The 14,707-nt window shown below is 66.2% G+C and carries 15 protein-coding genes and 1 pseudogene; 15 read left to right on the top strand and 1 reads right to left on the bottom strand.

Annotation, left to right across the window (positions count from 1 at the left end):
• Positions 1–9: 9 nt before the first annotated feature.
• The 5 genes and pseudogenes from E8M01_RS00870 to E8M01_RS35945 form a co-directional block, all read left to right on the top strand.
• Positions 10–624, top strand: coding sequence for a LysE family translocator (locus E8M01_RS00870; RefSeq protein ID WP_211596685.1), 615 nt, complete (start codon positions 10–12; stop codon positions 622–624).
• 210 nt (positions 625–834) lie between these two features.
• Complete coding sequence (locus E8M01_RS00865) at positions 835–2,112, top strand: M48 family metallopeptidase (RefSeq protein WP_215908839.1); 1,278 nt, start codon at positions 835–837, stop codon at positions 2,110–2,112.
• Between the two features lie 35 nt (positions 2,113–2,147).
• Positions 2,148–2,654, top strand: a complete 507-nt coding sequence (locus tag E8M01_RS00860; protein WP_170181714.1) for a DUF2975 domain-containing protein — start codon at positions 2,148–2,150, stop codon at positions 2,652–2,654.
• Positions 2,655–2,897, top strand: coding sequence for a helix-turn-helix domain-containing protein (locus tag E8M01_RS00855; protein WP_136958383.1), 243 nt, complete (start codon positions 2,655–2,657; stop codon positions 2,895–2,897).
• Positions 2,898–3,097: 200 nt separating this feature from the next.
• Positions 3,098–3,259 (top strand): annotated as a pseudogene (locus E8M01_RS35945) (DUF1330 domain-containing protein); the annotation flags it as partial.
• Between the two features lie 28 nt (positions 3,260–3,287).
• Here E8M01_RS35945 and E8M01_RS00845 read toward each other — a convergent pair.
• The gene (locus tag E8M01_RS00845; RefSeq protein WP_136958382.1) at positions 3,288–3,602 is read right to left on the bottom strand and encodes a cupin domain-containing protein; all 315 of its coding nucleotides are present in this window, start codon (positions 3,600–3,602) and stop codon (positions 3,288–3,290) included.
• A gap of 131 nt (positions 3,603–3,733) precedes the next feature.
• Between E8M01_RS00845 and E8M01_RS00840 the strand changes: the two genes are divergently transcribed.
• The 10 genes from E8M01_RS00840 to E8M01_RS00795 all read left to right on the top strand — a co-directional run bounded on the left by E8M01_RS00840 (position 3,734) and on the right by E8M01_RS00795 (position 14,677).
• On the top strand, positions 3,734–4,783 hold the full coding sequence (locus E8M01_RS00840) for a LacI family DNA-binding transcriptional regulator (protein ID WP_136958381.1): 1,050 nt from the start codon (positions 3,734–3,736) through the stop codon (positions 4,781–4,783).
• Between the two features lie 202 nt (positions 4,784–4,985).
• Entirely contained in the window at positions 4,986–6,467 is a 1,482-nt protein-coding gene (locus tag E8M01_RS00835; RefSeq protein ID WP_136958380.1) for an FAD-binding oxidoreductase, read from the top strand.
• Positions 6,460–7,977 carry a xylulokinase gene (gene xylB / locus E8M01_RS00830; RefSeq protein ID WP_136958379.1) on the top strand — a complete coding sequence of 506 codons (1,518 nt, stop codon included), beginning with the start codon at positions 6,460–6,462 and terminating at the stop codon, positions 7,975–7,977. Before E8M01_RS00835 ends, xylB begins: the two co-directional genes overlap by 8 nt.
• Positions 7,978–7,979: 2 nt before the next feature.
• Positions 7,980–9,050 (top strand): ABC transporter ATP-binding protein, encoded by a 1,071-nt coding sequence (locus tag E8M01_RS00825; RefSeq protein ID WP_136958378.1) that lies wholly within the window; start codon positions 7,980–7,982, stop codon positions 9,048–9,050.
• 26 nt (positions 9,051–9,076) lie between these two features.
• Positions 9,077–10,393, top strand: a complete 1,317-nt coding sequence (locus E8M01_RS00820) for an ABC transporter substrate-binding protein (RefSeq protein WP_215908838.1) — start codon at positions 9,077–9,079, stop codon at positions 10,391–10,393.
• 55 nt (positions 10,394–10,448) lie between these two features.
• Positions 10,449–11,309 carry a carbohydrate ABC transporter permease gene (locus E8M01_RS00815; RefSeq protein WP_136958376.1) on the top strand — a complete coding sequence of 287 codons (861 nt, stop codon included), beginning with the start codon at positions 10,449–10,451 and terminating at the stop codon, positions 11,307–11,309.
• Positions 11,310–11,314: 5 nt separating this feature from the next.
• Positions 11,315–12,142 carry a carbohydrate ABC transporter permease gene (locus E8M01_RS00810; RefSeq protein ID WP_136958375.1) on the top strand — a complete coding sequence of 276 codons (828 nt, stop codon included), beginning with the start codon at positions 11,315–11,317 and terminating at the stop codon, positions 12,140–12,142.
• A 7-nt stretch (positions 12,143–12,149) separates the two neighbouring features.
• The gene (locus E8M01_RS00805; RefSeq protein ID WP_136958374.1) at positions 12,150–12,926 is read left to right on the top strand and encodes an SDR family NAD(P)-dependent oxidoreductase; all 777 of its coding nucleotides are present in this window, start codon (positions 12,150–12,152) and stop codon (positions 12,924–12,926) included.
• Positions 12,923–14,005, top strand: coding sequence for a glycerol dehydrogenase (locus tag E8M01_RS00800; protein WP_136958373.1), 1,083 nt, complete (start codon positions 12,923–12,925; stop codon positions 14,003–14,005). The genes E8M01_RS00805 and E8M01_RS00800 overlap by 4 nt, the downstream gene beginning before the upstream one ends.
• A 135-nt stretch (positions 14,006–14,140) precedes the next feature.
• The gene (locus tag E8M01_RS00795; protein WP_136958372.1) at positions 14,141–14,677 is read left to right on the top strand and encodes a hypothetical protein; all 537 of its coding nucleotides are present in this window, start codon (positions 14,141–14,143) and stop codon (positions 14,675–14,677) included.
• The last annotated feature ends 30 nt before the right edge of the window (positions 14,678–14,707 follow it).

Genomic DNA, 14,707 nt, shown 5'->3' with positions numbered 1-14,707 from the left:
CTTCCGGCAATGACGATCTGGCAGCCGCTGGCGACGCTGATTCTCGCCTCGCTGGTGGTGATGGGCAGCCCGGGACCGGCGACGATCAGCGTCACGGCGGTCGGCGCGGCTTTCGGGTTTCGCCGCTCGCTCGCCTATCTCTCGGGCATCGTTCTCGGCGCGATCGCCGTGCTGCTGGCGGTCGCGGCCGGCGTCGTCTCGATGCTGATGTCGCAGCCGCGGCTGGCGCCGGTGCTGATCGGCCTCTCGGCGGTCTATATCGTCTATCTCGCCGTCAAGATCGCCACCGCGCCACCCTTGTCGGCCGAGAACGGCCAGGCCCGCACGCCATCCCTTGCCGGCGGTTTCCTGCTCGCCGTCGCCAATCCCAAGGCCTATGTGGCGATCGCCGCGGTCTATGCCGGCTCGGCCTTCGCCGGCGCGCCGCCGATCGCCGAAGCCGCCCTCAAGATCGCCGTGCTGACGATCATGATCGTGCTCATTCACACCGGCTGGCTGATCGCCGGCGCGTCGTTCGCGCGGCTCTTGCATCACCCGAGGGTGTCGCGGGTGGTCAACATCCTGTTCGCGGTGGTGCTGCTGGCGAGCGCGGTGATGGCGGTGTGGGGGCAGTGGGGCAGGTAGGGGCAGGCTCGCGAGAGGGGCGAGGACCTCGCAGACGCCTGGGGGGAAGTCTCGGACGGCATGCGACCAGGCTGGTGCGACCATTGGATGATCTCAGTGCCACTCTCATTTGGTCATTGAATTTATATAAGAGTTAAATTATCAATATGAGAGTTAAATTATTTCCTGCAGCTGCCAGGCTTGGCGCGGGGATAGTGGGAAGATGTGGCGATGCAGATCGGCCGGACGGGATTTGCGCTGGCCGTGACAGCCATGGTGCCGGGGCTGGCGCTGGCCGCGAATGGCGCCGCGTCAATGGAGGTCGAGGCCGCGACCCGTGCCTATCTCGACACGTTGCAGGGCACGGCGCGCGCCACATCGGACGCATATTTCGAGGGCGGATACTGGCTGCTGATCTGGGGCACGCTCGTCACGCTGCTGGCCAAGTGGCTGATGTTGCGCACCGGGCTTTCGGCGCGTTTTCGTGATTGGGCCGAGCGGGCGACGCCGCGTCGCTGGCTGGTGCCGGCGCTCTACGCCGCACCCTATGCCGTCGCCAGCGCGCTGATCGTCTTTCCCTGGTCGTTCTACACCGGCTTCGTCCGCGAGAAGCGTTATGACCTCATGAGCCAGAGCCTTGCCGGCTGGCTTGGCCAGCAGGCCATCGGCCTCGGCATCGCGGTGGCCGTCGGCGCGCTGCTGATGACGGTGATCTTCGCGGTAATCCGCCGTGCGCCGAGACGCTGGTGGCTGTGGGGCGCGGCCGCGCTGGCGCTGTTCACGAGCCTCGGCACGCTGATCGCACCCGTCTTCATCGCGCCGCTGTTCAACACTTATGCCGAACTACCGGCCGGGCCGGTGCGCGATCGCATCGTCGCGATGGCGCGGGCGAGCCATGTTCCGGCCGCGCATATCTATCTGTTCGACCAGTCGCGGCAGGACAAGCGCATCTCCGCCAATGTCTCGGGGCTGGGCCCGACGATCCGCATCTCGCTCAACGACAATCTGCTCAACCAGGCCAGCGAGGCGGAGACGGCGGCGGTCATGGCGCACGAACTCGGACATTATGTGCTCGGCCATGCCTGGCAGTTGATCGGCCTGCTGGCGCTGGTCTTCCTCGCCGGGTTCTGGCTGCTCTATCGGCTGGCGCCGGCGATATTGGCGCGCTGGGGCGGGACATGGGGGGTGCGCGATGTCGGCGATCCCGCCGTGGCGCCGCTGTTCTCGGCGCTGGCCGTCGTTTTCTTCCTGGTCATGATGCCGGTGATGAATACGCTGGTCCGCGCGCAGGAGAGCCAGGCCGACCTGTTCGGCCTCGCCACGGCTTGCGAACCTGACGGTTTCGCCAGCATCGCGATGAAACTCTCCGACTATCGCAAGATCGAGCCCGGGCGAATCGAGGAGTTCCTGTTTTTCGACCACCCGTCGGGCGCGACGCGGGTGCGGATGGCCATGCAGTGGAAGGCCGACAATCGGGTGAGGCCGGCGACATGCAGCCCCTTACGATGATGCCCGTTCATCCCTTCCAGAAGGAGACCCGAGCCATGTCCGCGATGTCTGGCGCCGATCCGAAACGCGATCATTTCCAGCGCCGCAATCGCCAGTTCTCCATCGGCGCGACCCTGGTGATCCTGGCGATCGGCGCGATCATGGCGGTGACATTGGTCGCGATGCTGCTGCAAGGCAGCGTGATGCGGGTTCAAGCCATTACGCGCGTCGCTCTGATCTGGTCGCCGGCCCTGTTCTACCTGTGGGCACTATGGACGCTCAGGGGCTTGTTCCAGACTCTTGCGCGCGGCGGGCCAAGCTTTCAGCCCGCCGTGACCCGGGCACTCGCAAAGGTCGGCTGGGCACTGACGCTCGGATCGGTGGCGTCGCTTGTCATGGGGCCGATCCAGATGATGGTGTTGCAGCATCGCATGACCGGCTGGTTTGCGAGCTTCAATGTCCCCGCGCTGACTTTGGGCGTGGTCGGGCTCGCCCTGATCGTCCTGGCCCATATGTTCCGCCGGGCGGCACGGGTCGAGGCCGTTCTCGACGGGTTCATCTAGATGCCGGTCCGTGTGACGCTTGACGCCGTGCTCGGCGCGCGCGGCCTCACCGCCAAGGTCGTGGCCGAACGGATCCGCATCAGCGAGACGCAATTGTCGCTGTTCCGATCCGGCAAGGTGCGCGGCATAAGGTTCTCGACCCTGTCCAAGTTGTGCCTCGTGCTCGACTGCGAATTGGCCGACCTGCTGCGCTATGACCGTGATGCGGGCGACCTTCTGGCCATCGATGACGACAAGGATTGAGATCGCCGTCGCCCGCGCCGGGCCATGGCCGGTCATACCGTCGCGCCGCGATCCCGCGCTCGCCGGCATACCGGTGCTATTCTCGACGCGAGGAGAACGACATGCCGGCCCATGTGATAGTGACGATGGCGATCCGGGATCCCGAGGCCTGTCGGAAATATACCGATCTCACGCCGCCCCTGGTGTAGCGGCATGGCGGCCGGTTCCTGACCCGCGCCGACGCGGTGACGACCGCCGAGGGCGAGCCGTGCAGCGAGCGCATGGGGGTTCTGGAATTTCCCGGAAAGCAGCATGTCGAAGCCTGGCTGAACGACCTGGACTATGTTGCCGCCTGGCAGTTCCGTTCTGCCGCATCGACCGGCCGGCTGTTGATCCAGGAGTCGGGGGTCATCAGCCCAAGTGGATGGCGAGCCAGACGGTCGGTTCGTCAGGGGGTGTCCAGAGCACGCGATGGCGACGACGCGCCGGGATCAGCAGATGATCGCCCGGACGAAGATCGCGTTCGCCGTCGCCCTCGATCCAGAGGCGGGCCGCGCCCTTGACCAGCAGGACCCATTCGTCGTGCTCCTGGTCATAGGGCTGGTCGGCCGGGGTCGACTGCCCCGTCGAAACGATCCGCTCGATCCGCAGGCCGTCACGCGCGAGCAGTTCGGTGAACAGTTCCGCATCGGCCTGGCGGGGGAGGTCGTCGAAGAGATTGCTCACGCGTCTTCATCCTCGTCCTTGGGCCGGGGCAGCCTGCCGCGCCGGCCCGGATCACGTCGCGTCACGTCTCCATCCAGTTCCCAAGTCTACCCTGTTCCCAAGCGCCGCCTCATGCCATATCGATCACCAATATGGCGCGACCGACGCTTTCCGATGTGGCCCGCCTGGCCGGCGTGGATGTCTCGACCGCTTCGCGCGTGCTGCGCGGCGAGGCGGCGCAGCGCATCCGTGAGGAGACCCGCGAGCGCATCGTCCAGGTGGCGCGCGAGCTCGACTACCGGGCCAATGCTTTCGCCCGCGGCCTGCGCACGGCGCGCTCCTCGACGCTCGGCATCGTGGTGCCGCAGCTCGACAACCCGGTGTTCGCCGCGGCGATCCAGGGCGCCGAGGCCGCCGCCGCCGAACACGGCTTTTCGCTGCTGATCGCCCATCGTGCGCCGGGCGCGCGCGATGCCGGGGTCTATAAGCGGCTGAGCGAGGGCAACCGGGTCGACGGGCTCCTGGTCGCGAGCCTCGACGACGACGACGTGCTGCTGAGCGAGCTCGAAGCGACCGAGACCGATTATGTGCTGCTCAACCGGACGCTCGCCGGGGCGCGTTATTCCGTGGTGCTCGACAGCCGGGCCGCCACCCGCATCGCGCTCGACCACCTGGTCAGCCTCGGTCACCGGCGTATCGCCCATCTCGCCGGCCGGCCCGGCGGGTTCAACGCCGGCGAGCGCCTGGCCGGTTATCGCGAGGGCCTTGCCGCCCATGGCATCGGTTTCGATCCGGACCTGGTGGCGGTGGCCGGCTATACCGCGGAGGGCGGTGCTGCGGCCATGCGCCAGCTGATCGACCGGAAGCCGACCGCCGTGCTGGCGGCAACGCTGGTCTCGGCCGCCGGCGCCATGGCGGTGCTGCACGAGGCCGGCTGGCGCATCCCGCAGGACGTTTCGGTGATCGGCCTGCATGACGCCGATGTCGCCACCATGCTCTATCCGGCGCTGACCACGGTGCGCATGCCGACCGAGCGGATGGGCCGGCTCGCCACCGAATTGCTGGTGCGGCTGGTGGCGGGCGAGAGCCCTGAGGGCGTCGCGCCCTTGGCGCCTGAGGGGTTGGTGGTGAGAGCCTCGACCGGGCCGGTTGCCGGGTTGGGCGGCAGCTTGCGCGCACCGTCAGGCGAAAAGCGCCGATGAATCAACCCTCGCCCGCGTCTTCGCGGGAGAGGGTTGGTTGACCCCGTGCTTCCCCCCGAAAATCACCACCCCCCGCAATTGCCGCTTGACGACGTCAGCCGTTTTCGACAGTCTTGAACAAACGATTGTGCAAAACGCACGACAGCATCAAGGGAGGGTGCAGAATGAGCTCGTCGCTTCGCGCCTCCACATGGAGGTGTTCATGACCGAACGTTCGATATCAGCCGCGCGCGACCAGGATGTGGTTGCCGCCGACATGGTTCAGGCCTTCGCGGCGATCGTCGGCGCGACCCATGTGCTCTCGGCTTTCGACGACCGTTTGCCTTATGCCCGCGACCGGCTGCCCTTCGCCGTGTTCCGCGAACGCGCCGGCCTGCTGGCGGGCGCCGTGCCGCAACTGGTGGTGCGGCCGGCCGATGCCGGCGAGGTCGCCAGGGTGGTGCGGCTCGCGAAAGAGCAGGGCATCCGCCTGATCCCTTATGGCAATGGCTCGGGCGTGCTCGGCGGCGCCATCCCGCTCGGCGGCGAGGTGATGCTGGACCTGCGCCGGCTCGACGGCATCGTCTCGATCAATCCGGTCGACGCCATGGTGACGGTGCGCGCCGGCATGAATGGCTGGGCTTTCGAACAGGCGCTGAACGCCGCCGGGTTCACCACCGGCCACCTGCCGCAATCGATCGAGATCTCCACCGTCGGCGGCTGGGCCGCCTGCCGGGGCGGCGGCCAGGCGAGCAGCCGTTATGGCAAGATCGAAGACATCGTCACCGGCCTGAAGGCGGTGCTGCCGGATGGCACGCTCCTGGAGGTTCGGCCGGTGGCGCGCCGCTCGGTCGGGCCGTCGATCCGCGACCTGCTGGTCGGCAGCGAAGGCGCTTTCGGCGTCATCACCGAACTGACGCTGAGGATCTGGCGGAAGCCCGAGGTCGAGCGCGGCGTCGTGCTGGCCTTCCCGACGCTGCAGGCTTCGTTCGACGCGGCGCGGGCGATCATGCAGGCCGAGCTCAGGCCGAGCATCGTCCGGCTCTACGACGCGGTGGAAAGCGCCGAGCGCACCGCCGATCTCGCCCAGTTCAAGGCAAAGCCGATCCTCGCCGTGCTGGCCTTTGCCGGCGCCGAACCGCTGGTCACGACCGAACGGGAGATGGCGCTGACGATCGCCGCGGAGTTCGGCGGCGAACCCGCGCCAAGCGGTCCCTATGACCACTGGATCGCCAATCGCTACGTCGCCTATTCGCAGAAATGGCACGCGGCCGGCTATTTCAACGACACCATCGAGGTGACCGGCAACTGGTCGGTGCTGCCGGAGCTCTATGACAGCATCGCCAAGGCCGTGCGCGCGATCTATCCGGCGGTGCATTTTGGCGCGCACTGGTCGCATGTCTATCCGGAAGGCGCCTGCCAATACATGACCATCCGCCTGCCGCCCATGCCGGAAGCCGACGCACTTCCGCTGCATGCGAAACTCTGGGAAACCATCGAGAGCCTGACCCTCGATCTCGGCGGTTCGATCGCCCACCATCACGGTGTCGGGCTGTTCCGCAATCCGTGGATCCGGCGCGAGCTCGGCTCGGGTCTCGACCTCTTGCAAACCATCAAGGACGCGCTCGATCCGGGCAACCTGCTCAATCCCGGCAAGCTGGGTCTCAGGCCCGCACAAGGCGCGGTGGATATCCGCAATGTCTAAGCCCGATCCCATTCTCATCGGCATCGATCTCGGCGCCGGTTCGCTGAAGGTCAGCGCCATCAGGGCCGATGGCAGCCTGGTGGCCGAGGCTGGCGCGCCGGTCGCGACCGCCACGCCGCATCCCGGCTGGAGCGAGCAGGACCCGTTCGACTGGTGGCGCGCGGTGATCGCCGCCGTGCCGCCGGTGGCGGAGGCGGCCTGCAAGGCCGGTTCGATCGCGGCGATCTCGTTTTCCGCCGGCGCCCATACCCAGGTGCTCGAAGATGCCGAGGGCCAGGTGATCCGCCCGGCGATCCTGTGGAACGACCAGCGGAGCCGGGCCGAGACCCAGGAGCTGCGCGACCTTGCCGACCAGCGCATTCTGGATATCGGCGCCAACCGGGCCAATCCGACCTGGACCTTGCCGCAGATGTTGTGGGTCAGGCGTCAGGAACCCGAGGCTTTCGCCCGGGTGAAGCGGCTTTATCTCGCCAAGGACTGGCTGCGCTCGCGTTTCACCGGCACTTTCGAGACCGACACGATCGACGCCTTGGGCACGCTGATGCTGGATGCCCACAAGGGTGTCTGGTCGGATGAGCTCTGCGCCATGATCGGCTGGCCGATGGACACGTTGCCGCCGATCGTTCAGCCGCGCGCCGTCGTCGGCGGGGTGACGGCGGAGGCCGCGCGCCTCACCGGCCTCCCCGAGGGCACGCCTGTCGTCTGCGGCACCTCGGATACGGCGGCCGAAACCTTCGGCGCCGGCATGGTCCGCGAAGGGCTCGGCGTGGTGAAGCTCGCGACCGCGGCCACCGTCAACGTTCTCTCGAAGACGGCGCGGCCGGACTTCGCGCTGATCAATTATTTCCACGTCGTGCCCGACCATTGGTATGTCATCGCCGCGACCAATTCCTGCGCCTCGGCGCATAAATGGCTGCGCGACACCTTCTTCAAGCGGCCGGGCGAAGAGGGCGGCCCGGTGTTCGACCATATGGACCGGCTGGCCGCGGCGGTCGCGCCCGGTTCCGAAGGGCTGTTCTTCCATCCCTATCTGAATGGCGAGCGCAGCCCCCATTGGGACCCGCTGCTGCGTGCCGATTTTGTCGGCGCCGGCTTCAACCATGGGCCCGGCCATTTCGTCCGGGCGCTTTACGAGGGCGTCGCCTATTCGCTGCGCGACTGCCTGGAGGTGCTGCGCGAGCGCGACCTCGGTTTCACCACCGCGCGGCTGACCGGTGGTGGTGCCAGAAGCCCGCTCTGGCGTCAGATCGTCGCCGATGTCTTGAACGTGACGGTCGAATTGCCGGCGGTCGCCGACGCCTCTTTCGGCGCGGCTTTGCTGGCCGGTGTCGGGGTTGGCGTCTTCGCCGACGAGCAGGCGGCGGCCAAGGCGGTCGGCATCGTCGCCACCCACAGGCCGGATCCGGCGCGCTCCGCGGTCTATGACCGGGGTTTTCCCATTTATCGCGACATTCAGCGGGCCTTGGCGCCGCTCAATCATCGCATCCACGATTTCGTCGGGGGGCGCTGAACATGGCCAAGGTCAGTCTGAACAGCGTGCGCAAGGCCTATGGCGGCGTGGTCGCCGTGCATGGTTTCGATCTCGACATCCAGGACGGCGAATTCGTCGTGTTCCTCGGGCCGTCGGGCTGCGGCAAGTCGACCACGCTCAGGATGATCGCGGGCCTGGAGGAGATCACCTCGGGCACCATCCATATCGGGGCGCGTGACGTCACCGGGCTCGAACCGAAGGACCGGAACATCGCCATGGTGTTCCAGAACTACGCGCTCTATCCGCACAAGACGATCTACGAAAATCTCGCCTTCGGGCTGCGCATCCGGCGGATGGATCCGGCCGAGATCGATGCCCGCGTGCGCAAGGCCGCGGCCATGCTGGGCCTCGACGAATATCTGGCGCGCAAACCCAAGCAGCTGTCCGGTGGGCAAATGCAACGCGTGGCGCTCGGCCGCGCCTTGGTGCGCAACCCGGACGTCTTCCTGCTCGACGAGCCCTTGTCCAACCTCGACGCCAAGCTGCGGGTGCGCATGCGCGAGGAGATCGCGCGCCTCCACCAGGAGGTCGGCACCAGCATGGTCTATGTCACCCACGACCAGGTCGAGGCGATGACGCTCGCCAACCGCATCGTCATCATGCGCGACGGCCATGTCCAGCAGGTCGGCCAGCCGTTGCAGGTCTATGACCGGCCGGCCAATCTGTTCGTCGCCGGCTTCATCGGCTCGCCCGAGATGAACCTGATCGAGGGCCGCATCGAGAATGGCGGCTTCGTGTCGGGCGGACTGAGCGTCGGGCTTGGGCACGGCGTGGCGGCCGGCGAGGGCACCGAGGTGGTGCTCGGCATCCGGCCCGAACATGTCACCGTCGCGGATGCGCCCGGCGCCGTCCCCTTCAACATCCACGTGCTCGAACAGCTGGGCGCCCAGACCCTGTCGATCGGCGAAGCCAATGGCGTGCGCCTGCGCGTTTTGACCGAGCGCTCCGACACGCTGAGCGCCCGCCAAAGCCTTGCCATCGGCTTCCAGCCGCATCGGCTGCACCTGTTTTCGAAGTCCACCGGCGAGCGGCTCGACGCTCTCCGTTCATAACGGACGTAAAAAAGGGAGGAATGACCATGACCAGAAGGACAGAGCCCGGCGGGCTCGATCGGCGCAGGCTGATCACGGCCGCGGGCGCGACCGCCGCGGCGACGATGTTGGGTGCACCCGTCGTGCGCGCCCAGGGCAAGAAGACGCTCAGGTTCCTCAACACCGAGACCTCGATCGACAGCATCCGCGCATTGCGCGTTGCCTGCGCCGAATATGAGCGCCAGTTCGGCACCCGCGTCGTGGTCGACAGCGTGCCGCTGGATGATGCCTTCACCAAGGTGACGACCTCGCTGCGCGGCGGCCAGCCCTATGACATCGCCACCTTCGCCTTTGTCGGCCATGTGCTGATCCTGGCCTCCGAAGGCCAGCTGATGCCGCTGACCGAACTGACCTCGAAGCGGCAATGGGGTCCGAAGATCCTGTTTCCGATCAAGAACGAGGTCTATTGGTACCCCTACGACTACAATCTCGCCTGGATCTATTACCGCAAGGATCTCTACGAGGCGAAGGGCCTGAGCGTGCCGAAGACCTGGGCCGACATGCTCAAGAATTCGCAGGCGCTGACCGCCGACGGCCGCTCCGGCGCGCTGTTCCCGATCGGCTCGAACGGCGCGACCAACTGGCTCTCGCCCGGCTTCATGTGGGCCGAAGGCGTCAAGCTGTTCGACGACAAGTGGAACGTCATCATCGACAATGCCGAGATGGCGCCGAAGGTGACGCGTTACCTCGACTTCTTCGCCGAGCTCTACAAGACCATGCCGAGCGGTTCGAGCCAGGCAAGTTTCGGCGAGGTCTTGAGCAATTTCTCGTCCGACAAGCTCGGCCACACCGCCTATGCCGGGCGCATCATCGAGGCGCTGGAACGCAACTCGCCGGCGCTGGCCAGCAAATATGGCATCATGCCCTATATGGACAGCAAGGGCGCGGCCAAGGCGGTCAACCACGGCTATGACGGCTGGGTGGTGCTGAAGACCGGCAATTCCGACGAGTCGATGAAGTTCATGTCCTGGTTCACCGAGAACCACTACATTAACTTCCTGCACACGGCGCCCTTGCACTTCCAGCCGCCGCGGCTCGACGTCTACGAGGACGAGCGCTGGCGCGCCCACCCCTTGATCGAGAAGCACAAGGACGCGGTCGAGACGATGCGCGGCTTCATCACCGACAAATCGATGATCCTCACCTCGATCGACACCGAAGGGCCGGAGCCGGACCTGCGGCCGGGCAAGGTGTTCGAGGCCTTCGTCGTGCCGGAAATGCTGCAGAACCGCGTGCTGAAGAACATGTCCTCGGCCGATGCCCTGAAGGCGGCGGCGGAGAAGATGCGCAAAGTCGTCGCGTGATCTTGGACGCGACCCGGTCAGCGCCTGCTGGCCGGGTTCCTTGCGAGGGCAGGCCGTGAATTCCAAAGCAACGATCTATTCTTTCCTGGGCATTGGCCTGGTGGTGACGCTGGTGCTGATCGTGGCGCCGGTCACCTATGCCATCAGCCTGTCGTTCTACCGGATGGATTCCTTCATCGGCACGCCGCAATGGGTTGGCCTCGACAACTACATCGCCGTCGTCCGCCTGCCGGAATTCTGGAACGCGCTGAAGAACGGGCTGATCTATTCGCTCGGCTCGATCGTGCTGCAACTGGTGCTCGGCATCGGCTTCGCGCTGGTGCTGAACGAGGTGTTTCCCGGCCGCAACTTCGTCCGCGGCCTGTCGATCCTGCCCTATCTCCTGCCGACCGTGGTGGTGGTGCTGACGTTCAAATGGATGGTCGACGGTTCGATCGGCATCGTCACCGCGGGCATTGCCGCGCTCGGCCTGCCGCCGGTCAACTGGTTCGAGAGCCCGGGCGCCGCCATGGCCTCGGTGATCTTCGTCAGCGTCTGGATGTGGACACCCTTCGTCACCACCTGCTTCCTGGCGGCGCTGCAGACCGTTCCGGCCTCGCTCTACGAGGCCGCCCGGGTCGACGGCACCACCGCGATCCAGCGCTTCTTCCACATCACGCTGCCCATGCTGAAACCGATCCTGACGGTGATCGTGCTGTTGCGCGCCATCTGGATGTTCAACAAGTTCGACGTGATCTGGCTGTTGACCCGCGGCGGACCGGTCAGCTCGACCGAGCACCTGGCGATCCTGTCCTATCGCCACGCCTTCTCGCTGTTCGACATTGGCGGTGGGGCGGCGATCGCCACCATCTCGTTCCTGATCCTGTCGGCGGTGGTCTTCGTCTATTTCCGCCTGTTCCCGCTCGAAACGGATTGACCGCCATGACCAGGTCCTTGCCCGCCCGCCTGGGTCTCTTAGCCGCCGCCGTCGTCATCTCCGTTTATTCGGCCTTTCCGATCTACTGGATGGTGGTGTCGAGCCTGCGCGAACCAACCAGCCTCCTGCACCGGATCTCGCTGATGCCGGGGCCGTTCACGTTCGAATATTACCGGAACCTCCTGGAGCTGACCGACTACCCCGCCCATTTCGTCAACAGCGTGGTGGTCGCGGTCATCACCGTGGTCGTCACCATGATCTTCTCGGTGATGATCGCCTATGCGGTGACCCGCCACCGCATCCGCGGCAAGAAGCTGATCGTCGGCGCCATGCTCTACGCCTATATGTTCCCGCCGCTCTTGATCGCCATTCCGATGTTCGCGATCTTCGCCAAGCTGGGCTTGAGCGACAGCCTGACCGGCCTGATCGCCTCGCATCTGACGCTCACCTTGCCGCTCGGCGTCTGGTTCCTCTGGGGCTTCTTCAAGAACATGCCGTTCGAACTGGAAGAGGCGGCCATGGTCGACGGCTGCACCCGGCTCGGCGCCTTCCTGCGCGTCGTGCTGCCCTTGTCGCTGCCGGGCTTGATCACGGTGGCGATCTTCTCGTTCCTGTTGTCCTGGACCGACTACACCTTCGCGCTGATCATGATCGGCTCGGATGCCAACAAGACGCTGCCGGTGGGGCTGTCCTCGATGGTCGGCTCGTTCGACCTGCGCTGGGGCGAGATCATGGCCGGCTCGACGCTCATCGCTTTGCCGCTGTTCGGCGCTTTCGCGCTGCTCAGCCAATATTTCATCCAGGGCCTCGGTGCCGGCGCCGTCAAGGGGTGAACTGACAATGGATTTCGGACTGAAGGACAAGGTGGCGCTGGTCACCGGTGCGGCCCGCGGTATCGGCAAGGCGGAAGCCCTGGCGCTCGCGGCGGAAGGCTGCGCCATCGCCATCAACGATATCGATGCGGCCGCCGCCGAGCGCACGGTCGGGGAGTTGCGGGAGGCGGGGACCCGGGCGGTCGCCTGTATCGGCGACGTCTCCGAGCCCGAAGGCGCCGAGAAGGTGGTGCGCCAGGCCGCCGCCGAGCTCGGCGGCCTGGCGATCCTGGTCAACAATGCCGGCGCCGGGGGCCGCCATCTCGGTGCCATGGCCGAGGACATGCAAATAGAGGATTTCGACATCATCCTGCGCACCCACCTGCGCTCGACCTTTCTCTGCAGCAAATATGCCGTGCCGCTGATGCGTGAGCGCGGTTTCGGCCGGGTGGTCAACACCTCCTCAATGAACGTCACTGGCGGCGGCCGGCCAGGGGTGACCAATTATTCCGCCGCCAAGGCCGGTGTCATCGGTTTCACCCGGACGCTCGCCAAGGAGGTCGGCGCCGGCGGCATCACCGTCAATGCCATCGCGCCCGGTTATGTCGAGACCGAGCTGATCGCCGGCTTCTCGCCCGAGAAGCGCCAGGTGATCACCGGCCAGAATCCGCTCGGCCGGTTCTGCCAGCCGGACGAGGTCGGCGCGCTGATCGCCTTCCTGTGTTCTGAGCAGGCCGCCTTCATCAATGGCGCGCTGATCTGCATGGATGGCGGCAAACGCGATTTCCACTGGGAGGAAGCATGACCATCCGGGCCTTCGGTGCGCCGCACCGCTATATCCAGGGGCCGGGCGCGCTCGATCAACTGGGCCCCATGCTGGCGATCTATGGCCGGCGCGCCTTCGTGGTCGCCGACCGGATCGTCGCCGGCCTGCTGAAGGACCGGCTGACGGCGGCGACCGCTGACCATCTCGAAGCCATCACCTTCGGCGATTTCGGCGGCGAATGCACGGCGGCCGAGATCGACCGGATGACGGCGGCGGCAACAGCGGCCGGTTCCGACGTGGTCATCGGGCTCGGCGGCGGCAAGGCGATCGATACCGCCAAGGGGGTGAGGATCGCGCGCGGCGGCGGGCTGATCATCATGCCGACCATCGCCTCGAACGATTCCCCGACCAGCCGGCTGGCCATCCTCTACACCGCCGACCATGTGCTGAGCGAAGTCCGACTGATGGCCACCAATCCGGATGCCGTCATCGTCGATACCGAGATCATCGTCCAGGCGCCGGTGCGCTTCTTCGTGGCCGGCATCGGCGATGCCCTGACCAAAAAATTCGAGGCCGAGCAGTGCTATCGCACCGGCGGGCTGAATTTCTATAAGGCCCGCCCGCCGGAACTGGCTCTTGCGATCGCCGACCGCTGCTATCAGGTGATCCGCGCGCAGGGCGAAAAGGCCACCGCCGATGTGCGCGCCAGGACCGCGACGGAAGCGGTCGAGAGCGTGGTCGAGGCGACCATCCTGATGAGCGGGCTCGGTTTCGAGAGCGGCGGGCTGTCGCTCGCCCATTCGCTGACCCGCGGCTTTTCAGCGATCCCCGAGCTTGCGGCGGCGTTGCATGGCGAACAGGTCGCCTATGGCCTGCTGGCGCAATTGGTGGTGGAGCGGCGGCCGGCTGATTTTCTGAGCGATTTCAGAGGCTTCTACCAGCGTCTTGGCTTGCCGCTGAAGCTCGCCGATCTCGGCTTCACCGGCGATCGCGGGGCGGCGCTCAGGACCATCGCGGAGCGGACCATCGCGGAAGCGCCCTATATCCGGCAGATCGAGGCGGAGCTGGACGTGGCGAAGCTGACGGCTGCGCTGGAGCAGGTGGAAGCGGCGATTTGAGGATCGATCGATGTGCGGGCCGTCGATAGTACGCTTGACGGATCTGCAACCGTTGCGTTTATTTCGGATTGGACCGTGAGGCTGTCGTCGAGGTGCGGTCGCCAGCGCGGTCTGACGGCCAGGGTTATAAAACCGATGAAAATTGTACTTCTGGCAGGCCTTGCTCTCGCCCTCACGGGCTCATCCAGCCTCGCGCAGGCGCCGAGGGCCGCCATCGGAGATACCGCCCGGCAGACATTCTTTATTTGCTCACGGGCCGGCTGCACGGCGACGGTGACGAGCGTTCGCGGCCGGGACACCAATGCCGCCGCGGCGACGGCTCGGATGAGGGAAGCTGATGCGATCACCTTCTGCACGGAATATGTGCGTCCGAACTGGGTAGAAGAGGGCGGGCTGCGTGGGCTGCAATCCTGCGTGCGGGACACGATGAAAGAAGATGGCGGGCGCGAACATCGCATTTCCGCCGATTGCGGTGCGGGCATTCTCGCCACTCCGCGTGGCGACCGCTGGCGGCTCACGGCGGCGGCGAAAGCCGGCTCGACCGACCCGCACGAGCATTGGGAGCCGGTCAATCGGGCGCGCCAGGACAACGAGCGCAGCCCTTTCGAGACGAACACCAGCCAGTTCGCATTCCTGTGCCCAGCCGAGGCGCGTCGCTACAAGCTGGAGTGAGGGATATCGCGCAGGCGCGCCCGGCCTTTC

It is taken from the genome of Phreatobacter stygius (genome assembly GCF_005144885.1).
In the GTDB taxonomy this organism is placed as follows: Bacteria; Pseudomonadota; Alphaproteobacteria; order Rhizobiales; family Phreatobacteraceae; genus Phreatobacter; species Phreatobacter stygius.
Note: the sequence above shows the minus strand (reverse complement) of the source record. Positions and strands in the feature narration are given on the sequence as shown.